Source organism: Enterococcus sp. DIV2379, assembly GCF_050542965.1.
GTDB classification, from domain to species: Bacteria; Bacillota; Bacilli; order Lactobacillales; family Enterococcaceae; genus Enterococcus_D; species Enterococcus_D entomosocium.
This window is the reverse complement of sequence record NZ_CP172938.1, coordinates 3133725-3154173: the sequence shown is the minus strand read 5'-3', so window position 1 is coordinate 3154173 and position 20449 is coordinate 3133725. Positions and strand designations below refer to the sequence as shown.

At 41.5% G+C, this 20449-nt stretch carries 23 protein-coding genes and 1 other annotated feature; of the genes, 11 read left to right on the top strand and 12 right to left on the bottom strand.

Translation table 11 applies throughout. The features are described 5' to 3' along the window. Genes IGI92_RS14420 through IGI92_RS14395 form a run of 6 tightly spaced genes read right to left on the bottom strand, consistent with a single transcriptional unit; the run spans position 1 to position 5608 of the window. The gene (locus IGI92_RS14420; protein ID WP_301387769.1) at positions 1 to 693 is read right to left on the bottom strand and encodes a triose-phosphate isomerase; all 693 of its coding nucleotides are present in this window, start codon (positions 691 to 693) and stop codon (positions 1 to 3) included. Continuing rightward, positions 693 to 1541 carry a class II fructose-bisphosphate aldolase gene (locus IGI92_RS14415; RefSeq protein WP_194199200.1) on the bottom strand — a complete coding sequence of 283 codons (849 nt, stop codon included), beginning with the start codon at positions 1539 to 1541 and terminating at the stop codon, positions 693 to 695. The genes IGI92_RS14420 and IGI92_RS14415 overlap by 1 nt, the downstream gene beginning before the upstream one ends. Before the next feature lie 12 nt (positions 1542 to 1553). Beyond that, positions 1554 to 1838, bottom strand: coding sequence for a PTS sugar transporter subunit IIB (locus IGI92_RS14410; RefSeq protein WP_008379369.1), 285 nt, complete (start codon positions 1836 to 1838; stop codon positions 1554 to 1556). Between the two features lie 15 nt (positions 1839 to 1853). Further along, positions 1854 to 3191 carry a PTS galactitol transporter subunit IIC gene (locus IGI92_RS14405; protein ID WP_005233598.1) on the bottom strand — a complete coding sequence of 446 codons (1338 nt, stop codon included), beginning with the start codon at positions 3189 to 3191 and terminating at the stop codon, positions 1854 to 1856. Positions 3192 to 3206: 15 nt separating this feature from the next. Next, positions 3207 to 3662, bottom strand: a complete 456-nt coding sequence (locus IGI92_RS14400) for a PTS sugar transporter subunit IIA (protein WP_301387773.1) — start codon at positions 3660 to 3662, stop codon at positions 3207 to 3209. Between the two features lie 2 nt (positions 3663 to 3664). Beyond that, the gene (locus IGI92_RS14395; RefSeq protein ID WP_008379374.1) at positions 3665 to 5608 is read right to left on the bottom strand and encodes a BglG family transcription antiterminator; all 1944 of its coding nucleotides are present in this window, start codon (positions 5606 to 5608) and stop codon (positions 3665 to 3667) included. A gap of 564 nt (positions 5609 to 6172) precedes the next feature. On the opposite strand from IGI92_RS14395, the gene IGI92_RS14390 reads away from it, so the two are divergent. The 6 genes from IGI92_RS14390 (at position 6173) to IGI92_RS14365 (ending at position 11075) form a co-directional block, all read left to right on the top strand. After that, entirely contained in the window at positions 6173 to 7357 is a 1185-nt protein-coding gene (locus IGI92_RS14390; protein WP_301387776.1) for an FtsW/RodA/SpoVE family cell cycle protein, read from the top strand. Positions 7358 to 7366: 9 nt separating this feature from the next. Further along, entirely contained in the window at positions 7367 to 7744 is a 378-nt protein-coding gene (locus tag IGI92_RS14385; protein WP_301387777.1) for an arsenate reductase family protein, read from the top strand. Then, the gene (locus IGI92_RS14380) at positions 7726 to 8064 is read left to right on the top strand and encodes a glycine cleavage system protein H (RefSeq protein ID WP_010749086.1); all 339 of its coding nucleotides are present in this window, start codon (positions 7726 to 7728) and stop codon (positions 8062 to 8064) included. The genes IGI92_RS14385 and IGI92_RS14380 overlap by 19 nt, the downstream gene beginning before the upstream one ends. A 77-nt stretch (positions 8065 to 8141) precedes the next feature. Beyond that, positions 8142 to 8391: a binding site (T-box leader), on the top strand. 71 nt (positions 8392 to 8462) lie between these two features. Continuing rightward, positions 8463 to 9497, top strand: coding sequence for a methionine ABC transporter ATP-binding protein (locus tag IGI92_RS14375; RefSeq protein WP_301387790.1), 1035 nt, complete (start codon positions 8463 to 8465; stop codon positions 9495 to 9497). Next, positions 9490 to 10176: a methionine ABC transporter permease gene (locus IGI92_RS14370; RefSeq protein ID WP_060791558.1), complete on the top strand. Its 687-nt coding sequence runs from the start codon at positions 9490 to 9492 to the stop codon at positions 10174 to 10176. The genes IGI92_RS14375 and IGI92_RS14370 overlap by 8 nt, the downstream gene beginning before the upstream one ends. Before the next feature lie 44 nt (positions 10177 to 10220). Beyond that, a complete protein-coding gene (locus IGI92_RS14365) occupies positions 10221 to 11075 on the top strand; it encodes a MetQ/NlpA family ABC transporter substrate-binding protein (RefSeq protein ID WP_010749087.1) in 855 nt (284 codons plus the stop codon). Positions 11076 to 11113: 38 nt separating this feature from the next. Here the strand turns inward: IGI92_RS14365 and IGI92_RS14360 are convergent, their stop codons facing one another. The 3 genes from IGI92_RS14360 to IGI92_RS14350 form a co-directional block, all read right to left on the bottom strand. Then, positions 11114 to 12166, bottom strand: a complete 1053-nt coding sequence (locus IGI92_RS14360; RefSeq protein ID WP_306425329.1) for a helix-turn-helix domain-containing protein — start codon at positions 12164 to 12166, stop codon at positions 11114 to 11116. A 243-nt stretch (positions 12167 to 12409) separates the two neighbouring features. Then, entirely contained in the window at positions 12410 to 12727 is a 318-nt protein-coding gene (locus tag IGI92_RS14355) for a DUF960 domain-containing protein (protein ID WP_301387795.1), read from the bottom strand. A gap of 318 nt (positions 12728 to 13045) precedes the next feature. Further along, positions 13046 to 13660, bottom strand: a complete 615-nt coding sequence (locus IGI92_RS14350) for a 50S ribosomal protein L25/general stress protein Ctc (protein WP_005227923.1) — start codon at positions 13658 to 13660, stop codon at positions 13046 to 13048. A 300-nt stretch (positions 13661 to 13960) separates the two neighbouring features. Here IGI92_RS14350 and IGI92_RS14345 point away from each other — a divergent pair, with 300 nt between their 5' ends. The 3 genes from IGI92_RS14345 to udk all read left to right on the top strand — a co-directional run bounded on the left by IGI92_RS14345 (position 13961) and on the right by udk (position 16082). Continuing rightward, positions 13961 to 14677: a 16S rRNA pseudouridine(516) synthase gene (locus IGI92_RS14345; RefSeq protein WP_301387798.1), complete on the top strand. Its 717-nt coding sequence runs from the start codon at positions 13961 to 13963 to the stop codon at positions 14675 to 14677. Positions 14678 to 14691: 14 nt separating this feature from the next. Then, on the top strand, positions 14692 to 15375 hold the full coding sequence (locus IGI92_RS14340) for a YjjG family noncanonical pyrimidine nucleotidase (RefSeq protein ID WP_008379392.1): 684 nt from the start codon (positions 14692 to 14694) through the stop codon (positions 15373 to 15375). A gap of 83 nt (positions 15376 to 15458) precedes the next feature. Then, positions 15459 to 16082, top strand: coding sequence for a uridine kinase (udk, locus tag IGI92_RS14335; protein ID WP_005227927.1), 624 nt, complete (start codon positions 15459 to 15461; stop codon positions 16080 to 16082). Positions 16083 to 16433: 351 nt separating this feature from the next. Here the strand turns inward: udk and IGI92_RS14330 are convergent, their stop codons facing one another. From IGI92_RS14330 to IGI92_RS14320, 3 genes are read right to left on the bottom strand one after another with little or no spacing between them, the layout of a single operon-like run. Beyond that, positions 16434 to 16907, bottom strand: coding sequence for a GNAT family N-acetyltransferase (locus tag IGI92_RS14330; RefSeq protein ID WP_196043802.1), 474 nt, complete (start codon positions 16905 to 16907; stop codon positions 16434 to 16436). An 11-nt stretch (positions 16908 to 16918) separates the two neighbouring features. Continuing rightward, entirely contained in the window at positions 16919 to 18235 is a 1317-nt protein-coding gene (locus IGI92_RS14325) for a sensor histidine kinase (RefSeq protein WP_301387803.1), read from the bottom strand. A 3-nt stretch (positions 18236 to 18238) separates the two neighbouring features. Next, positions 18239 to 18913, bottom strand: coding sequence for a response regulator transcription factor (locus IGI92_RS14320; RefSeq protein WP_005233644.1), 675 nt, complete (start codon positions 18911 to 18913; stop codon positions 18239 to 18241). 131 nt (positions 18914 to 19044) lie between these two features. On the opposite strand from IGI92_RS14320, the gene IGI92_RS14315 reads away from it, so the two are divergent. Then, positions 19045 to 19767 carry a polyphosphate polymerase domain-containing protein gene (locus IGI92_RS14315; RefSeq protein WP_301387805.1) on the top strand — a complete coding sequence of 241 codons (723 nt, stop codon included), beginning with the start codon at positions 19045 to 19047 and terminating at the stop codon, positions 19765 to 19767. Continuing rightward, a complete protein-coding gene (locus tag IGI92_RS14310) occupies positions 19757 to 20434 on the top strand; it encodes a DUF4956 domain-containing protein (protein WP_005233649.1) in 678 nt (225 codons plus the stop codon). Before IGI92_RS14315 ends, IGI92_RS14310 begins: the two co-directional genes overlap by 11 nt. Positions 20435 to 20449 lie beyond the last annotated feature (15 nt).

Genomic DNA, 20449 nt, shown 5'->3' with positions numbered 1-20449 from the left:
TTAATCCTCCTTTTTATGCTTCACCGCTTGTTTGATCATTTCTGTAAGGGTTTGAACGGGATCATCTGCTTGCACAATGCCGCTTGTCCCTCCGGTACCATCAGCACCTGACGACAAAGCTTTTTCAACATCGGCCGCACTAGATATACCAGCAGCCTGCAAAATCAGGATTTCTGGATCAATTTCCCGAACAACACGATTTGTTTCCGTCATGTATTGAAGATCACTGGTTTGTCCTGTCCCAATTAGTTCGGTTGGCTCGCAAACCATCACATCCGGTTTCAGGGAAGCCGCGGCTCTCGCTTCAGTCAATGAATTCGCACAGACAATTGTTAAGAGACCCAATTCATTTGAGCGCTGAATCGCTTTAGTCAGTTCTTGCAATGTCATGGGGTGTTCAGCATGGTTTAAAAAGGTAGCTTCAGCTCCGGCTTCTGCCACTGCTTCGGGTAAAACATAGCCCATTCCACGACCAATTTCGATTCCGTCTAAATGTTGGACAGTGACGAATAAATGTGTTGTTGCCTGTTTAATTAAAGAAACGTCTGCATGCTGAACAGTAAATAGAATGTCGATGTCATACAAAGATGACAACTCATTAGCAGCTTTTGCCAATGCCAATGCTTGTTTTCCATAAAGATAGGCTTTGGGATTGATGACAAAGAATGGCGTTCTTAAAGTTCTTTTTTTCATTAGCTTTCTCCTTCACGATAAGGTTTGGTATGAAAGACTGTAAAATAGTGCTCGAGTGTCTTGGACATTCCATTGCTTGCTGAATGAAGTAAATCGAAATAGTCATTTGGTTGATTTTTGTGAATTTCATTCATAGCAGCAGTGACAAAGTCAGTAAAAATATTTATTTTCCGGATACCTTCTAAGGCACATTTTTCAAGGTTTTCATCGCCAGAAGAGGATCCGCCATGCAGAACAAGAGGAACATTGACAGCATGGTGTATTTCCTTTAAAACGTCAAAATTTATTTTGGGTATCCCTTGATAATGTCCGTGAGAGGTGCCAATAGAAACTGCCAACGAATCAACCCCGGTTAATTTGGCAAATGCAACAGCCTCAGAAGGTTCTGTGTAAATAGATTGACTATTTACGGCTGATTCCAGACTATTTTCCGACCCAACGTGCCCGATTTCGGCTTCAACAACGACACCATTTTTATGAGCGTAATCGGCGATCTCCTTTGACCGACGGACATTTTCTTCAAATGGCTCCTCAGAAGCATCGATCATTACGGAAGTAAAACCTAAATGAATGGCTCTTTTGATGACCTCTTCATCGGTACCATGATCTAAGTGCAAAGCGATAGGTACAGTGCTTTTCTTTGCCAAAAATTTTCCAATCATGGCAGCCTCTTCTAAAGTCAACATGTTCATATGGGACTGAGCGAAGGCCAATATCAAAGGCTTGTTTAAACGTTCAGCAGTCTCCGCGTATGTTTTTGCACTAGTTAAGTCGAAAAAATTTGCTGCGGGTAATGCATAATTGTGTTTTTCTGCATGTGCGAATAGTTCTTTTGTTGTGACCAACATAGGGCATTCTCCTTATTCTTTGATTTTCTTTTCGATTTCCGCGTACATTTCTTCTGTACCAATCCCTGTTAAGAGTGGCAGCCCCATAATTACGCGATCTTTGATTGAGTCTGGAACAACCGTTGTACTCACCACGATGTCATAGTCATCAATTTTATTCATCTCATCTGCCACTTTGGATTGATACAGTTTCACTTGATCAGTCATCCCTTTTTCTTTCAGCCATTCTTTTACCTTATTTGTTACAATTGTTGAAGTTGCAACACCTGTGCCGCACATAATCAATAGTTTTTTCATTATCATTTCCTCCTATTATTTTGATAGTTGTTTCTTGGGACGAATTTTATTTACATAAATCAATCCAAACAAAACAGAGACACCAATTATGGCTAAACCGCCCCAGCTTAATATTTTGGTTAAGCCGACATAAAGGAATGTGGTCCATAAACCTCCTTCAGCCATAGCAGTGATCATAGAGTTTCCTTGTAGATCAAAGTTTGCGGATCGAGCAGCAGTAGTGACAAGCGGTGCTGCCCACGAAGTAATATAGAGAATGCTTACCATATAAATCGTTCCAGCAATTACCGTTCGAATGATGTTTCCTCCAAAAACAGCAGCCATCAAGCAAATCAGAAAGGGAATGGTTGCTAAATCACCAAAAGGCAAGGTCGTATTGCCAGGTAGAACTACGGCTAACAAAATAGTGATCGGAACTAAAAGCAATGAGGAAGAAAGGACAGCTGGATGACCAACCGATAATGCTGCATCCATACCGATGTAAAGCTCTCTTCCAGGAAACCGTTTTTTGACGAATTCATTTGCAGATTCAGAAATAGGCGTTAGACCTTCCATCAGTAAAGCAACCATTTTAGGCATCAAAACCATCACAGCGCCTGTTTGGACGGCTAATTGGCCGACACCTGCTGTGTCATATCCGGCAAGTATTCCCATGATGAGACCAATCAAAAAGCCCATAACAGTAGAGTCACCAAAGACACCAAATTTTTTCTGAATGGTTTCTGGATCTGCTTTCCAATCTTTTAGTCCCGGAATACGATCAAAGAGCCAATTCATCGGTAGTGCAAAGATGAATCCGGGTGCGGCGGTACCATGAGGAAAAGTGATATTAGGAAATCCGTAGAACTTATTAATGATCGGACCTAAAATATCTCCCATTAAAAGAATCATCATCAAATAGATGACGGTGGCCGCGATCCCCATTGCAAAGTCTCCAGTGAGGGCATAAATCAGAGAAGAGATGAAGGCTGCGTGCCAAATATTCCAAATATCTACATTCAATACTTTAGTCAGCCCTAAAATGATGAGTAGAACATTTAGGACCACACCAATCGGAATCGCAAGACTTCCTAAAATCGTCCCGTAAGAAATTGCTGCTGCGGCAGGCCATCCGACATCAATCGTTGTCAAATTTAATCCTAGACGTTCAACCATATGCTGGGCGGCAGGACCCAAGCTGCTGCTTAGAAGGTCAATCACCAAATTCAATCCAACAAACCCGACACCAACAGTTAAGGCTGAAGTAAAGGCTTTGCCAGGCTTGGTTCCTAAAATTATTCCAAAAATAAAAATTAAAATAGGCAAAACAACGATTGAACCTAGATCAACGAACCACTGTAATGCATTTAACATAATTGTTCCTCCTTTTTATTGCAGTCCATTTTTTTCAATAATCGAAAGATACGCTTCTTTAGTCGTTACTGAGGATAGGGCTTCCAAAACCCCTGGTGTTTGAAACATAGAGATAAGATTTTGTAGCATACCCAATTGCTCATGTGGTTCCTTCAATGCAAGCATGAACAACAGAGATACATCGATTTTCTTTTCTTGCGAACCCATTTCAATAAATGAAAGGGGAGAGGCAAGTGACATAAAAGCGACTTGGGATCGTAAAACAAATTTGCTGTCCGTATGTGGGATCGCTACCCCAATGCCGTTAATTTTTAAACCTGTAGGAAAGGTTTCTTCTCGCTGTACGATATTTTGATAGAACTGATCATTTACACAATGAGTTTTGATGAGTTCGTCTGCTAATAGTCGAAAAGCTTCCTCTTTTGTTTTAGAATCTTTTTCAAGTAACACGATTTGGTGATAAAAAAACATGATCAATTTCCTCCTCTTAACAATCTTTGATACAGTTCTTCTTGCGTTTGACTATTAACGATCCATTGAATTTCTTCGGCTGAGTTAAACAATCCGTAAATCGAAGCGATCAACTCTTTTGCCTCGATCATGTTTTCTTCAGCAATCGCAAGCAAAACAATTAGTTGGATTTTTGTGTCTCCCCAAGTAATTGGCGCATCGAGGGTGAGAAAAGCAAGTTTTGTTTCTTTCACTGTATGTGGATCAGCATGTGGAATGGCTACTCCCGTCTTTAAGCCAGTGCTTCCTAGTTCCTCTCGTTCAAATAGAGAATGCTTAAATTTTGTTGTAACAAGCTTTTTTTTCAGATAATCATCTGCTAAAAAATCCAGTACATCTTTTTTTGTTCGAAACTTTTTTTTGACAAAAAGGAAAGTAGGATCTAAATATTTTTGTAATAAAGTCGTTTTCTGGTATTTTTTTGAGTAAAAATTTTTCTCATTCTCATTAAGATTAGATATCTTTGCTGAGATTCTTCCTATTTCTTCGGTAGTAGGAAGCGGCGAAATATAAATAACTGGCGGTGCTGTAATGTCCAATGGAATAGTTGATATGATCAGATCAACAGCTTCAAGAGATGTACTGGCCAGTTTACTCAAAGGAATGATCTCCAATACGGTATCAGCAGCGATCGTCTGTTTGATACGGTTAAAAATCAACTCCGATGTAGCAAAACCTGATTGGCAAACAATTAGTATATGGTTAGTAATTTTTATCTTTTCAAAGGCTAACTGAAAATGGATCGTCAGAAAAGAAACTTCGTCTTCTGTTAATAAGATTTGAAATCGCTCCTCTAAATCTCCAATTGCATATTTGGTCAATGTATACATTGTTGAGTATTGTTTTTTGATACTTTTTATCAGTGGGTTTTTCAATAAAATCCCTGTCTTTGATCGATGGATCATGGGAACGATATGAGCCAACAATGTTTGCAGCAATAATTTATCTTGTGTCAGATCTGCGTTTAACATATGTGACATTTTTTGAATGATTTGTTTCGTACAATTTGTGATAGTAGATTCGTGAGGCTCATCCATTTGACCAAAAGGCTCGATGCCGTGTGCTAATAACAAGGAACATACATATTGAATATCTGTATCACTAAATTGAACAGGTAGTTGCTGTTGGATCATTTCAGCAAAATCAACCGCGATCATATAGAATTTCATTCGTCTCAGTTCGTCAAATACTAGATGCTCTTGTTTTTCAATGTGTTTATCTATGAGGAGTCTTGAAAGAAAAATACGCAATGAAAGCTTCAAGGAGTCGATAGAATAATTGTTGACGGGGTGGCCGATTGTCTGGGTCATATCTGAGACAAATCTCTTCGTCAAATCGAGTACCTTAGAGTCAAAGAGATTGTTGACCAAAAGATTTTCACTGGCTTTGGCGTCGGTATACTTCTCTAAAAAAGATTTGAATACGTTTTGAGCAGCAGATTCAACTGAGGTTAGCTTGAGTCCGCTAGTAGTCATTTTTGTAGATACTTGATGGAATCGACAGAAAGCAACGATTTCATCAACATCTTTCTTTATTGACTGGTTACTAATATAAAAATATTCAGAGAATTCCTGATAGTGCATTGGCTTTACTGAAAACAGATAGTTAGCGAAAATAAAGATTTTACGATAATTAGGTGAAAATAGTTCGAGTTTAGTCTCTTTTTTTGCTAACAATCGATAACCATTCTGTTTTGCTGATTCAGAACCAGATAAAAAGATTCCTTTTCTTGGTACTTTTTTGATAGCTAGTCCCGAATCTTTTAGTTTCTTTTCTAAAGTCGTTAAATTGTTATAAACCGTTTTCTGGGATACATTTAACTGCTTTTGAAAAAAAGAGGCAGGGCGAAACTCCGTTTGTTCTAATAGTAGTTGCAACAGTAGTTGTTCTCGATCATTTAAAATCATTGGTTCACCTCCGGAAGCGCTTCCTTAATTGTATTCTAGTGAAATTATGTGGTGGCGTAAATAACATTTCATTACCACATTAATGTGGTAAATTAGGCTCGTCGTGCATCAATTTATATTTTGAGCAGCTTAAGAGAAGTAGTCACGGGTTGCTATTTCTTTGAAATGAAAATAGGGTGGCAATTTTTGACTGAGTTAAAGTTGCTTTGTTCGGTTACTTCGGTTACATTGAGCAAAGAATAATCAAAATAAAGAAGAATAGTTGAAATGAAGTGATTTATTACTAATAAGATATAGACGTATTCAGCGAGTTTTAATAGAAAAATATGCTTCTGAACTTCCTGTCTAATAGATATACTGTAATTATACTCTGATTGATCAGATATGAATCAGAAGTTAGGTCCGCTCTCGTTGTAATTCTTATCAATTTGAATTATTTTTAACCCTCTTTTCCCGAAAATCATTAAAGTTTCTAAATTTTTTGTGAATGCTCATGGACAATCCTTTCTTTTCTCCTCAAATATCACTATAATGGATAAAGATTCTACAGAAGAGAGTGTGGACATGGAAAATTCACGAATAAAAACGAACGATAATCGAATTGACTACGGTGTGATTCTACCCGTATTTTTATTATGTCTGATTGGAGTGGCGTCCTTGTATGTGGCGTTGACGCATGATCCAAATAACCCGAATATGTGGCGAACCTTAGGGTTTCAAGCTTTATGGTATGTGTTAGGTATTATTGCGGTGATTATTATCATGCAGATCAAATCAAAATGGCTCTGGAAATTGACTCCCTATATTTATGGAGCTGGATTAGCCGTCATGTTGGCGCTGTTGAAATTTTATGACCGGACAATGGCTACCTCGACAGGGTCAAAAAACTGGTTCCGTTTTGGTCCCTTTACCCTCCAGCCTTCAGAGTTGATGAAGATTGCCTATATTATGATGTTGGCGTTAGTCGTCACGCAGCACAATGTCAAGCATCGGGAACGGGATTTGAAAACAGATGGGGTGCTGATTGCGAAAATGTTGGCCGTCACGATTCCAGTACTGATCCTGATTACCTTGCAAAACGACTTTGGTACGATGCTGGTCTTTCTGGCGATTTTCGGTGGGGTCTTCTTGATGTCGGGGATCTCTTGGCGAATCGTTGTGCCAGTGATTGCGGCATTCGTGATTCTCGGTGGCGGAACGATTTTCTTAGTGACCACCGATGTTGGTCGTGAGTTGCTGTACAATACAGGGATCTTTAAAGAGTATCAGTTCGCCCGTATCGATTCGTGGCTAGATCCTTTTCATGATACCCAAGGGCAATCCTTCCAATTGGCGTACGCTCTGATGGCGATCGCATCTGGCGGGATGTTCGGGAAAGGATTTAATGTCAGCGATGTGTATGTACCAGTCCGAGAATCCGATATGATTTTTTCAGTGATCGGTGAGAATTTTGGGTTTATTGGCAGCGCGTTTGTCATTTTATTGTATTTTATTTTGATCTACCGGATGATCCGCGTATGTTTCGATACCAACAATGAATTTTATGCTTACTTGGCAACTGGGATCATTATGATGATTCTCTTCCATGTGTTTGAAAACATTGGCGCAAACATCGGTCTCTTACCGTTGACGGGGATTCCACTGCCGTTTATTAGCCAAGGAGGATCTGCCCTATTAAGCAATATGATTGGGATCGGTTTGATTTTATCGATGCGCTATCAAGCTGAGACCGCACCAAAAACACTTTAAGGAGTTCACATGATTACATTTTATTGGTACCCAAAATGCAGTACATGCCGAAATGCGAAGCGTTGGTTAGAAGAGCACGAGATTCCCTTTGAAGCGATCGATATGGTGACCACACCGCCTCAACCGGAACAATTGCTGGCTTGGATCCAATCAAGCGAAGCACCGTTAACCCGTTTCTTTAACACAAGCGGCATGAAATACCGTGAATTGCAATTAAAAGAAAAAGTGCCGACCATGACTGCCCAAGACGCAGCCGATGTGCTGGCAACCGATGGTATGTTGATCAAGCGCCCACTGCTGGTTAGCGGCGACCGCTTTTTGATTAATGGATTTAAAGAAAATGAATATGAAGGAGTCTTACAAGAATCATGGAAAAGAAATGCTTAAGAAAAAAAGATAATTTGTGGGTTTTGTTTAACGGGAAAGAATATTGTGTCGGTTTAACAAAAGAAGCGCAAGAAGAACTTGGTGCGGTCACGTTTGCTTCGATTCAAAAAGCAGGAACTGCTTTAAAACAAGGAGAGACCCTTGTTGAGCTGGAAGCGGAAAAAGCAGTCAGTGAATTTCCAAGTCCATTGACGGGCGTGATTTCTTCCGTAAATGAAAAAATCGATCAATCCATTGATACCTTAAATGATGAAGACGAAATGAACGCTTGGCTTGTCAGCTTCAAAGAGGTTGACCCAAGTCAATTTGAAGCCTTGTAAGTCAAATCTGTAAAAACGACTATTTTTTCAAAAAGAATTGACAGTCGGATAAGACGTTGCTATAATTTGCTCAATAAATGAATGCTTTGAAAAGAAGAGTACATGTTCTTAACGTACACAGAGAGCCCTGTTTGGTGCAAATGGGCAACGGAGAGAGGATGGAAGATGGTCTTTGAGCATGATAGGTGAGTGGAAACAAGCCTATCACGGGAGGCACCCGTTACAGTGCAGCAGTATGCGAAGCAATTCAAGTACTGAGCGAGGCTGTTGATGCGAATCGACAGTAAATCAAGGTGGTAACGCGGAAGTTGTGCTTTCGTCCTTTGTAACAGTATAATGTACAGAGGATGAGAGCTTTTTTTGTGTTTAACCAACCAAAGAGGAAAGATGGGAATAACATGGCATTAATCGAATTGTCGCATGTAAAAAAGTCATTCGGCAAAAAGCAAACGGCTGTCGACGCCGTCAATGATGTTTCACTGCAAGTGGAAAAAGGCGATATCTATGGAATCGTCGGCTACTCTGGTGCTGGGAAAAGTACATTAGTTCGTTTGTTGAACGGCTTAGAATTGCCGACAGCAGGAGATGTAGTCATTAACGGTCAAAATATTTTGGCATTGAAAAACAAAGAATTGAGAAACTTCCGTAAAAAAATCGGCATGATTTTTCAGCACTTTAATCTATTATGGTCTCGAACGGTGGCGGAGAACATCGAATTGCCATTGGAGTTGGCAGGCGTTGAAAAAGCAAAACGACGGCAACGGGCGCAAGAGCTGATCAAGTTAGTTGGGTTGGAAGGACGGGAAACTGCCTATCCGGCACAATTGTCTGGCGGACAAAAGCAAAGAGTCGGGATTGCTCGTGCATTAGCGAATGAACCAGAAATTTTGCTGTGTGATGAAGCAACGAGTGCGTTAGATCCACAAACAACAGAAGAAGTGTTGGATCTCTTGCTTTCCATCAATAAAAAATTGCATTTGACGATCGTGCTGATTACCCATGAAATGAACGTCATTCGCAAAATCTGCAACAAGGTCGCGGTGATGGAGCATGGGCAGATCGTGGAAGAAGGATCAGTACAATCGGTTTTCCGTAACCCACAGCAAGAAGTGACCAAACGTTTTGTTCAGCAAGATTTGGAACCAGAAGAAGATGTCGAAGAACTACGGCAAGCCTTCTTACGAGAAAATCCGCAAGGACATTTAGTGACCTTGACATTCACGCAAGACAACGCCAATGAACCAGTCATTTCACAAGCAATTCGCCGCTTCCAGATCGATGTCAATGTCGTTTATGGAAAGATCCAACAAACCAATGAAGGCTCCTTTGGCGGCTTGACGGTCTTATTGACAGGTGAAGCAAATGAGATCGAAAAAGCGATCACCTTTTTCAAAGAGCAGCAAGTAGGCGTGGAGGTGATTGAACGTGGATAAGTCATTTGTAGAAACCTATTTTAATTTTGAAAAGGTCGACTGGGCCAATATGCAGCAAGCAACCCTAGACACCTTGTTTATGACTTTCTTCTCCATGGTTTTAGTGGTTGTGATCGGTTTGCTTCTAGGATTGGCGCTTTATTCACTAGGGCGTAAACAAACGGCGGGAGCCAACATTTTCTATAATGTGGTTTCCATCATCAGTAACGCCTTTCGCTCAACGCCATTCATGATTTTGATGGTTTTGATCATTCCCTTTACAACGTTATTAGTCGGTTCGTTCCTAGGGGCAAAAGCAGCGATCCCAGCATTAGTATTATCGGCAGCACCGTTTTATGCTCGGATGGTGGAAATTGCTTTTCGTGAAGTCAATCCTGGTGTGATTGAAGCAGCAGAAGCGATGGGCGCTAGTTACTGGGAGATCATTTATAAGATCGTGATCCCAGAAAGTGTTCCGGCATTGATTTCAGGACTGACAGTCACAACGATCTCAATGATTGGTTATACCGCCATGGCAGGCGCGATCGGTGCCGGTGGGCTAGGCGCTTTGGCTTGGCAAGAAGGATTTCAACGTGGAAATTACACTGTTACGCTTGTTGCAACAGTGATTATTTTAATTATCGTTTTCATTATCCAAGGGGTCGGCGATTTCCTTGCGAAGGCCACCGATAAACGGTAAATGAAACGAAGAACAAAAAGTGGAAAATATGGGAGGAAATGGATATGAAAAAGATTTTTGGTATTGCAACAACCTTATTGTTAACTGCCGCTTTAGCTGCTTGTGGAACGGGCTCAAATTCAGGAAGCTCTGATTCATCTGCGGCTGAGGGAGAATCAACAAAATTAGTGATCGGTGCATCGGTTACGCCTCATGCGGAAATTTTAGAACAAGCCAAACCTTTACTAGCAGAAGAAGGCATTGATCTTGAAATCAAGACCTTCGATGATTATGTGTTGCCAAACAAAGCATTGGAAAATGGCGATATCGATGCCAATTACTTCCAACACATTCCTTACTTGAACAAACAAATCGCAGACAATGGCTATGACTTTGTTAATGCCGGTGCGATCCATATCGAGCCAATGGGTCTTTACTCAAAACGAATCTCTGATATTTCAGAACTAGAAGATGGTGCAACGGTTCTTACTTCCACTTCTGAATCTGACTGGGGTCGTATCCTAACGATTTTACAAGATGCTGACTTGATTACCTTAAAAGACGGCGTTGATACAGAAACGGCAACCTTTGATGATATTGCTGAAAATCCGAAAAACTTAGAATTTAAACATGACGTCGATCCATCTCTTTTGGCGACTGCTTATCAAAACGACGAAGCAGACCTAATTGCCATCAATGCGAACTTCGCATTCGGGATCGATTTGAACCCAGCGGATGATTCTGTTTTATTAGAAGCGGATAATTCTCCTTATGTCAACGTGATCGCTGTCCGCAGTGGTGACGAAGATAGCGACAAAATCAAGAAATTGATTGAAGTGCTTCATTCAGACGAAATCAAAGACTTTGTTGAAGAACAATGGCAAGGTTCAGTGAAAATCGTTGATGCTGACGCAAAATAATTCACTGATAGTAAAATGATTTTAAAAAGAGCGTACCGCTATTCAAGTGGGCGCTCTTTTTGTTGCGGAAAGGCAATGATGGGTTGGAAGAAAGAGACGTCTTGCCAAATGCATTCATAGAGTAAGGGCAACTCGGGATGCTTCTTTAAAAGTTTTTCGTAGTGGGGAAGCTGTGTCAAGAAAGCACGGACCAAGCGTTGTGAACGTTCAGATAAGCGAGGATTTAATGGCGGGTAGACAAATAAATTGCCCTCCAATAATGCCCCCAGCATATGGGCTTGGAAAATTTTCGGCAAAAGAACCTCTAACGGCTGCTCGATTGGATACTGCCTCAAAACTGGGGTGATGATTTGGCATAAGAGGCCAGATTCTTCTGCAGGTACATAGAAAGGCTCCAGTGTTAGAAGCTGTTTCCATAAAAACAAATAGCTGCGTTCACCGACTAAGTAGAAACTTGGAACAAAGTGTTTGGGAAAAACTTGTTGAGTAAACGTGATTGATGTGTTGGGATAAAAAGCAGTTTTCCGTAACTGATGGATTTGTGTCAGCTCCTGAAACGCTTGATTGGGGGAGATAAGCGCTGGGTTTGCTAAGAGGGTAAGGCGAAAAAGCACATAGCGCAGTTGTCGTTCGTTTCCAGTGATTAAAGGATAACTGCGGCGATCGATAGCTAGTTGATAAGGTGCTAAAAAGTTAGAAAAGGATGAAAAGCGCCGATGCAAACTGGATGGGCTGAGATAATAGCGTTTGTAGAGGTCTGCAAAGGAAATAGTCGGCATTTTTAACAAGAGCAAGAGTAGCTGATAATTTACACTTTTAGTGAATAATGCAGCAATCATTTCCATATGGGGGAGGGAGCAACTGGCTGATTGCTGCAAATGACGGTCTGCACGAATGTGCCCTTGTTGTACATCATAGTGGAAGAATGGGTCCTCGTTTAAATGGCTTGACAGCAGCCGACGGATCGTTTTGACAGAGATTTTTTGGGCGGCAGCAGCTTTATTCAAAGGCAGGGGATTTTCGGTTAAAAGTGTTGTGGAGAGTCGCAGCATTTGCATAATATCTTTTTCAAGGATATTTTTCAACATCATGCACCTCTTTCAGCTAAATTTTGCAACTGTCCTTATTATAAGGGAACTTCATTCGTTATTTTCACTCGCAAAAAATAGTCAATAAAACGTAATAAAAAACGATGTTTTTGTCGAGTATTTATTTGAAATTGCTGCTAGACAGAATTAAATGAAAGGAGGTATGCAAAAAAAAACCACCTTCTAAAATAAAAAGGGTGGTTTTTTATATAGGTGTCGTTATAAAAAGAGAATGGCGAATGGGCGTTAACGAGTCTCGCTAGGCAATAAAATCGTTTGCCGCTGCCCATCATCATACACATAGACTTTTTGGGGATACAGGTCGGAATACCGGTAAGGTAGATCAACACCAAGTTCGATTTGACTTTGTGCTTGAGAAAAAAGCAGGGTGACACGACCATGATTGTTTTGGACTTCAAAGGTGAGCAGATTTGTCAACGGAATAAACCCTCTTAAATCAAGATCGATGATCAACCAGATACTATCGATCAATTCGCTAGGTAGTGTTTGAACAATACCGCCAGAAGCGTAACGACTGCGGTGATCATCAAATGTTTCAAACATAATAAACCCCTCCTTCAAGTAGGCTTGCCACTAACATCAAATTTGTCTATTTATCATAATGAAGAACCGTCAAAAATGCAACTACTTCTGCTTTTCTTTTTGGTCAGCGACGCATTTTAACTATTTTTTTAAAAATTTGTTGGGTTGGCTGGACCAAGCTTTCCCAAAGACGTCTTTCAATGGGAAATAGTCAGTTGCAGCATACCAGCTCTTCGTAAGAATGAAAAGGACTCTTGAAGGGAAATCCCTTCAAGAGTCCTACATTTCTTAGAAGTGTCTGTTGATTGAAGACGTGGTCTTAAGAACGGTGTTCTATGATTACTCTTCGTCTTCACCGATAACTGCTGGTTCAGCAGCTTCGCCGGCTTCTTCATCTTCAGAGATTTCTTGTGGTTCAGTAACCGCAACGATTTGTTCTTCTGGATCGGTCACGATCGTGTACTCGTCGTTCTTAGGCAGATCAGCCACTGTTAATGAATCGCCGATCTCTAATGACGTTACATCGATCTCAACACGTTCAGGCAATTTGTCTGGTGTTGCTGATACAACGACTGTATACAAGTTTTGTGCTAGAACACCACCAGCTTTGACACCAGCAGATTCGCCAATTAAGGTTACTTCTGCTTCTACTTCGGTTTCTTCATTCATATCGACAGATAGGAATTCAACGTGGGTTAAATTGCGTGTGAAGGTATCTGATTGATACTCTTTGATCAGTGTATTGACTTTTTTGCCTTCTAAACTGATCGTGATTACGGTATTCAATCCATTTTCACGCAAGATTTTTTCTAATTCTGCTGCATTGACAGCAATCGGTGTGCTTTCTACTTTGTACCCATTGACAATTGCAGGTACTTTTCCTTCGTGACGCAACTTGTTCCGTAAAGAACGTGGGCGAACTTCTCTTTTCGTAACTTCTAATGATACTGACATAACTCAATTCCTCCTAAAATTTTCTCGTTAGTAACGAGATTTTTTAAGCAAATTTTGTTAACTCTGCACATTAAGTGGTACGTGAGTGAAAACACGCAAAAGGGCAGTTGTGTACACAACTGCCCCAGAAAGTTTTGGTTCAACTTTTCTCCACCAGGTCATAACGCTGTGTATGAGAAACTATATTTACTTTACTCTTTAACCTTACGCAAAAAGACAAAGAAAGTCAAATCATTTGAAATCCTGGCAGTTTCCTTTCGCTAGATCCTAAGCTATAATAGCCACTATGGAGAAAAATTTATGCGTTTAGATAAAGTGATCGAGCAACAATTGAATACATCCCGGAAAGAGATGAAACGGTTGTTTCAGCAAGGAAAAGTCTTTGTGGATCATAGGATTGAGCGAAGGCCCGAGCGCAACGTCGATAGCAGCTTGCATCAAATCATGGTTGCGGGGCGGCAGTTGGAAACACAGGAACGCTATTATATCGTCAACAAACCCAAGGGTGTCGTTACAGCCAATCTGGATCAACAGCACCAGACAGTGATCGCTTTGATTGCACCCGAAGATCAACATCCTGAACTTTATGCCGTCGGTCGATTGGATCGGGACACGGAAGGGTTGGTATTAGTTACGACGAATGGTCAGTTAGGCTATGACTTGCTGCATCCCACCAAAAAGGTGACCAAGCGATATGAAGTGGTGGTCAATGACTTGGTGACTCCTGAGGATGTGGCGGCATTTGCTGCAGGGATCACCTTTCATGGTGGTGTCACTTGCAAACCAGCTGCCCTAACGATCATCGATGCCCGAGCGGATCATTCCTTTGTTTCGTTAGAAATTGCTGAAGGCAAGTTCCATCAAGTGAAAAAGATGTTTTTAGCCCGAGGGAAAAAAGTCATTCAGCTGAAACGAACAGCGATGGGTTCGCTGGTTCTACCAGATGATTTAGCAGTGGGCAGTTATCGCTCGCTGACGCAAGAAGAATTAAAAGGACTGGCGGCGCATTTCCGCTGAGAAAGAGGGAGAAAATGAAGTATAAAACATTATTATTTGATGTCGATGACACGATCCTCGACTTTCAAGATACCGAAGATCAAGCCTTAAAAGCACTGTTTGAAGCTCATGGCTTGGAAATGACTCCAGAGCGCAAACAAAGCTATCAAACGATCAATCATGATTTGTGGCAGCAGTTTGAGCAAGGGAAAATCACGAGAGACCAAGTCATCAATGAGCGTTTTGGCTTGTTTTTTGAAACGCAAGGCATTCAGGTCGATAGTCCAGCAGTTGAATTGGCGTACCGAGAATTTCTAAATGAAGGACATAAACTGTTAGACAACAGTGATGAGATCTTAGCGGAGTTGGCGCAGCATTTTGACCTATACGTGGTTACGAACGGGGTTTCTGAAACCCAGTACCGTCGCTTGGAAGATGCCAAATTGAAGCCCTATTTCCGTGATATTTTTGTTTCAGAAGACACGGGTTATCAAAAACCAATGAAAGAATATTTTGACTACGTGTTTGCCCGCATACCAAACGTTAAAAAACAAGAAACAGTCATTATTGGCGATTCACTGACTTCAGATATCTTAGGCGGACAATTGGCAGGGATCGACACGATTTGGTTTAATCCAAAGAAAAAAAACAGTGGTGAGATTCAGCCTACCGTTGAGATCGAACGTTTGCAGCAATTACTTCCTTTATTGCAGCACTGATTCTACAGAAACAGTAGTAATTTGCCGAATTTTCGCTATAATAGAACCAGTGTGAATTTTTTAAGATGAAAGAGGTTAATTGAATGACGAATGGCAAGCCCATTATTATTGGTGTGACAGGTGGATCAGGTAGTGGAAAAACAAGCGTGAGTCGGGCGATCTTTAATCATTTCCCCAACCATTCTATTATGATGCTTGAACAAGACTCCTACTATAAAGACCAAAGTGATCTGAGCTTTGAAGAACGGTTGAACACCAACTATGACCATCCTTTTGCATTTGATACTGATTTGTTGATCGATCACTTGCAGCAGCTGCTTGCATATCAAACGATCGAAAAACCTGTCTATGATTATGTCGCTCATACTCGCAGCGAAGCAACGATCATTCAAGAACCCAAAGAAGTCATTATCTTGGAAGGGATCTTGATTTTAGAAGATGAGCGATTACGTAATTTAATGGATATTAAACTTTATGTTGATACAGACGATGATATTCGGATTATTCGCCGAATCAAACGTGATATGGAAGAACGTGGCCGGACGTTGGATTCTGTGATCGAACAATACTTGACGGTCGTAAAACCGATGTATCATCAATTTATCGAACCGACAAAACGGTATGCTGATGTCATCGTACCAGAAGGCGGCGAAAACCACGTAGCCATTGATTTGATTACGACCAAAGTGGCAACCTTTTTATCCTAAGGTTTCTTGAATCCATCGATTTGAACGTTTCTTTTGAGAAGAAACAACTGGTTCATGTAAAACTGCTGATAAGTGCTCTTTCTTGAAAGATGTTTATCCGCAGTTTTTGATTTTATAAAAAAAACAGTAGTATTCCGACTAATTTTATGGTAAAGTAATCCTCATGCGACGAGTCGAGAAGGTCTAGCATTAGCTGACCAGATTGATAGCAGAGGCACACCGCGTAAGCAACCTACCGGATTTGTAGGGTGTCGGAATATTCCTTTTGTGGAGATAGGGTATTCTACTAGCAATAGTACTGTGAGTGAAAAAAGCTGTGAACAATTTTGTTCACAGCTTTTTTTTGTTTATTTACGTGAGAGAACAGCGATAGATGGTGGAAGACTCTCCCCAAGGGTGGTAGCCAGTGCCGATCGGTTCGAAAGCAAACTGCTCATAAAAAGTAGAAAGATCCGTACATAGATACAGAGAATCAAAACCAGCTCCAGCAGCGCGCTGTTTAGCTGTTTCGATCAAAAGGCGGGCACCGCCTTGGCCACGCCACAAAGGGTCCACATACAAGGCGCAAAGCCAAGGCGTCAAATCCATCCGACTGATGAAGTCGTTGGGGATCAAGCCGCCGCAGCCGATGATTTGATAAGGTCCGTCGGATGCCATCTCATCGTTGACCAGCAGTAGCCATTGCGGCAAAATGCTTGTTGAAAAACTATGGGTCAGGCTGTCTTCATAAACCATGAGGGAATCGGGGCCAGCCCACTGTTTTTGGAAGTAACGGATCGCTTCTGCTAAGTATTCAGGGTGTTCTTTAAGGGTGATGACCTGCATTTTTTTCTCCTTTATCCTTCTTTAGGTAAGCGAATCTGAAAAATAACCCCTCGTGGCTGCAGATCTTTGACCAGAATTTGTCCTTTGTGCTCTTCGACGATTTGCTTGGCGATCGCTAAGCCTAAACCATAGCCGCCGGTCTCCTTGGAGCGAGAACGATCCTCGCGGTAGAAGCGGTCAAAGATGCGAGCTTTCTCTTCATCGGAAATAGTTGGTCCCGTGTTTTTGACCTCGATCAGCCATTGCTTGTTAGAAATCTCCGATAAGAGCGTAATTTTATCACCACTGCTGGTATATTTTAAGGCATTATCTAGGAGAATCACGAGGACTTGATGAATTTTCTTTTGATCAAAGCAAGCGGTCGTTTTGGCAAAATTTTCGACAATAAAATGTTTTTGATCCAGTTCGGCAATTTCTTTGAAAGGTTTGACTAAGTCATCGATAAACGGAACTAATTCGACGGTTTCTTTCGTTAACTGCAGTTGATTGGAATCACTGCGGGCAATCGTTAGTAGATCAGCCGTTAATCCAGTTAGCCGTCGGGTTTCCGCTAACGCTTGTGCAATGCTTTCAGATTCTTCAATGATCGTATGATTGGGCTTGGTAAACAGGCGCTCCAGACTATTTTGAATGATCGTCAATGGTGTGCGCAGCTCGTGAGAAGCATTTTCGACAAATTCTTGTTGTTTCTTCCACGAGGCTAAAATTGGGCGCATGTTCAAGCTGGAAAGCAAGTAGCTGATCCCGATCGAGAGAATCCAGAAAAAAATCATCGATAAAATCAAGATGGTTTGGAAATTGTTCATGGCATTTTTGATTTGATTGGTGTTCGCTAAGACTTGGATATAGCCGACCCCGGCGTCATTGGTTGGGGCTTTGGTGGTGATTGAGCGAAACAAAAGTGTCTCTTCTTCCTCTGACAAGGACTGATCCACCACTGAAAAAGACGTGATACTGTCTAAATGGCTCGTATCTAAAGATAGACTTGCCAATTGTGAAAAACGGCCGCCTAAAGTCTGTTTGTTTAAAATCTCGCCGTCCTCAGACCAGAGGATCAACTGGGTGTTGAAGCGATTGGTACCAGGGATCTTCGGCATTGCACTATCTGGTGGCAATACCTCTAGATTGGATTGTGAAGCGCTGATCTCAGCTTGGATCAAGCGGGTATCTTTGACTGCTTGTTCCAAAGAAATATCGGTTTGACGATAAGCCGATTGGTTGAATAATTGGAGCACGATCGTTCCTAAAAGTAAGAAGACCAAAGCAAAGGCACTGACATTTAGGAGAAAGGAGTGCAGCCGTTGTCTCTTAGAGCGTTCTTTATTCATAGACTAGGCTCCTTGCATAATATAGCCGACATTTCGCAACGTACGGATCTCTTTGTCGATTCCTGTCTGGCGCAAGTGTTTTCGCAGATTGCTCATGTAGACTTCTACGACAGTCAGGGTCGTTTCTGAATCGAACCCCCAGATGCGATCAAAAATCTGTTCCTTGGTCAAAATAATGTTTCTATTTTGTAGAAAATAGAGCAGTAGCTCAAATTCTTTCCCTTGAATCGGTAAAAGCTCCCCTTGATAGCTGACCTCGTTGGTGCCAAGGTTACAGAGCAACCCGTTATATTCCAGTGTATTTTCATTGAACAAACCTAAGGAGCGTTTTAGCAACGCTTTGATCCGCATCAATAATTCTTCCCGATAAAAAGGCTTGGTCAAATAATCATCAGCCCCTTTTTGAAAGCCGGTTACTTTGTCTTCTAAGCCGTCTTTGGCTGTTAAAATCAGGACGGGTGTTTGGAGTCCTTTTTTTCGTAATGCTGAAAGCACCTCATAGCCGTTCATCTCAGGCATCATCAAGTCAAGAATAATCAAGTCATAGATCCCCGTTTCCGCCTCGTACAAGCCTTCACTGCCATCATATGCTTGCGTGACTTCACCGATTTCGCTGACGATCTCTTTCATATTTTCAGATAATGTTTTGTCATCTTCGATTACTAATAATTTAATCATGTTCCCACCTCTTTAAGGATAAGAATAGCACGAATAGCATAAAAAATGCTTAAAAAAACTGTTTTGTCTTAAGCTGCATTTAAGATAGCTGCCGTAAATTCAGTGCATGGATTTCAAGGGAGGAACATTTTATGAAATTAAAAAAAGTCTTTCAAAGAAAAGAGACGAAATATCTATTGACTAAGGAGCAATTTCCAGCATTTCTTGGCGAGTTGCAGCAAAAAATGGCGATCGATGAATATGGGCAACACACGATTATGTCCTTGTATTATGATACCCAGGATTACCGCTTTATTCGTCATTCGATGGACAAACCGAAATACAAAGAAAAATTTCGGGTCCGCAGCTATGGGGTACCGACAGAGCAACAGTTGATTTTTTTAGAGATCAAGAAGAAAGTCAGTGGCGTGGTCTACAAACGCCGCGTTCCGATGCCCTATGCTGACTATTGCCGCTGGTTGCAAACGGGGGTCTTGCCGTCAATGGAGGAAGCCCCGCAAATCGCCGCGGAGATCCACTGGTTATTTAAGAAAAACCCGGACCTGCTACCAAAAGTCTTGATTGCCTATGATCGCCTGTCGCTGTTTGTTGATGATGATAGTGAATTTCGCGTGACGTTCGATCAAAACATTCGCTTTCGCACCTGCGATCTCATGTTAGGTTCCGGTAGTTACGGTGCACTAGTAGCACCGGAAGTCGGAGTGTTGATGGAAGTCAAAGCCCTCGGCTCTTATCCAATATGGTTTGTGGAACTGCTGAACAAATACAGTGTGCGCAAAGGCAGCTTTTCAAAATATGCCCAAACCTATCAACGGCATTTATTCAAGAAGGAGGAACGGTTACATGTTATCTAGTCTATTTTCTGGCGATACGAGCACCCTTGAATGGAGTAGCTTATTGATCTGTATCGCCGCCTCATTGCTTTTAGGATTATTAGTGGCAGCGATCCATATGATCCGCAATGTCTATACGAAAAACTTCGTCATTACCTTGGCAGTCTTACCGATTCTCGTTCAATCGGTGATCATGCTAGTCAACGGCAATCTTGGCACAGGGGTGGCGATCTTAGGTGCCTTCAGTTTGATTCGTTTCCGCTCGGTTCCCGGGGGTTCTAGAGAGATTACCAGCGTCTTTTGGTCGATGGGGATCGGTCTGGCAACTGGGATGGGGTATGTCGGCTATGTTGTCATTTTTTCCATTATCGTGGCGCTTTTCTTGACCCTTTTATATACGATGCCCTTTGGCGATCGACAAGCCACGAGTGAACGGGAACTGAAGGTCACGATTCCGGAAGATTTGGATTATCCACAATTATTCGATGATCTCTTTGAAAAATATACGCATTCTGCCAAACTGACATCGGTTCGAACGACGACGATGGGAAGCTTGTATGAATTGCGCTATCAGTTGCTGTTAAAAGACCAAGCGCAAGAAAAGCAAATCATTGATGAAGTTCGGGTTCGTAATGGCAATTTACCTGTTGTTTTAGGCAAGCTCACCGCTAACCGCGATGAGCTGTAGAAGGAGGAACCTTTT

Coding starts and splice junctions, on each gene's coding strand:
- IGI92_RS14420 (WP_301387769.1), bottom strand. CDS start 693: ATGAAAAAAAGAACTTTAAGAACGCCATTCTTTGTCATCAATCCCAAA.
- IGI92_RS14415 (WP_194199200.1), bottom strand. CDS start 1,541: ATGTTGGTCACAACAAAAGAACTATTCGCACATGCAGAAAAACACAAT.
- IGI92_RS14410 (WP_008379369.1), bottom strand. CDS start 1,838: ATGAAAAAACTATTGATTATGTGCGGCACAGGTGTTGCAACTTCAACA.
- IGI92_RS14405 (WP_005233598.1), bottom strand. CDS start 3,191: ATGTTAAATGCATTACAGTGGTTCGTTGATCTAGGTTCAATCGTTGTT.
- IGI92_RS14400 (WP_301387773.1), bottom strand. CDS start 3,662: ATGTTTTTTTATCACCAAATCGTGTTACTTGAAAAAGATTCTAAAACA.
- IGI92_RS14395 (WP_008379374.1), bottom strand. CDS start 5,608: ATGATTTTAAATGATCGAGAACAACTACTGTTGCAACTACTATTAGAA.
- IGI92_RS14390 (WP_301387776.1), top strand. CDS start 6,173: ATGGAAAATTCACGAATAAAAACGAACGATAATCGAATTGACTACGGT.
- IGI92_RS14385 (WP_301387777.1), top strand. CDS start 7,367: ATGATTACATTTTATTGGTACCCAAAATGCAGTACATGCCGAAATGCG.
- IGI92_RS14380 (WP_010749086.1), top strand. CDS start 7,726: ATGGAAAAGAAATGCTTAAGAAAAAAAGATAATTTGTGGGTTTTGTTT.
- IGI92_RS14375 (WP_301387790.1), top strand. CDS start 8,463: ATGGCATTAATCGAATTGTCGCATGTAAAAAAGTCATTCGGCAAAAAG.
- IGI92_RS14365 (WP_010749087.1), top strand. CDS start 10,221: ATGAAAAAGATTTTTGGTATTGCAACAACCTTATTGTTAACTGCCGCT.
- IGI92_RS14360 (WP_306425329.1), bottom strand. CDS start 12,166: ATGATGTTGAAAAATATCCTTGAAAAAGATATTATGCAAATGCTGCGA.
- IGI92_RS14355 (WP_301387795.1), bottom strand. CDS start 12,727: ATGTTTGAAACATTTGATGATCACCGCAGTCGTTACGCTTCTGGCGGT.
- IGI92_RS14350 (WP_005227923.1), bottom strand. CDS start 13,660: ATGTCAGTATCATTAGAAGTTACGAAAAGAGAAGTTCGCCCACGTTCT.
- IGI92_RS14345 (WP_301387798.1), top strand. CDS start 13,961: ATGCGTTTAGATAAAGTGATCGAGCAACAATTGAATACATCCCGGAAA.
- IGI92_RS14340 (WP_008379392.1), top strand. CDS start 14,692: ATGAAGTATAAAACATTATTATTTGATGTCGATGACACGATCCTCGAC.
- udk (WP_005227927.1), top strand. CDS start 15,459: ATGACGAATGGCAAGCCCATTATTATTGGTGTGACAGGTGGATCAGGT.
- IGI92_RS14330 (WP_196043802.1), bottom strand. CDS start 16,907: ATGCAGGTCATCACCCTTAAAGAACACCCTGAATACTTAGCAGAAGCG.
- IGI92_RS14325 (WP_301387803.1), bottom strand. CDS start 18,235: ATGAATAAAGAACGCTCTAAGAGACAACGGCTGCACTCCTTTCTCCTA.
- IGI92_RS14320 (WP_005233644.1), bottom strand. CDS start 18,913: ATGATTAAATTATTAGTAATCGAAGATGACAAAACATTATCTGAAAAT.
- IGI92_RS14315 (WP_301387805.1), top strand. CDS start 19,045: ATGAAATTAAAAAAAGTCTTTCAAAGAAAAGAGACGAAATATCTATTG.
- IGI92_RS14310 (WP_005233649.1), top strand. CDS start 19,757: ATGTTATCTAGTCTATTTTCTGGCGATACGAGCACCCTTGAATGGAGT.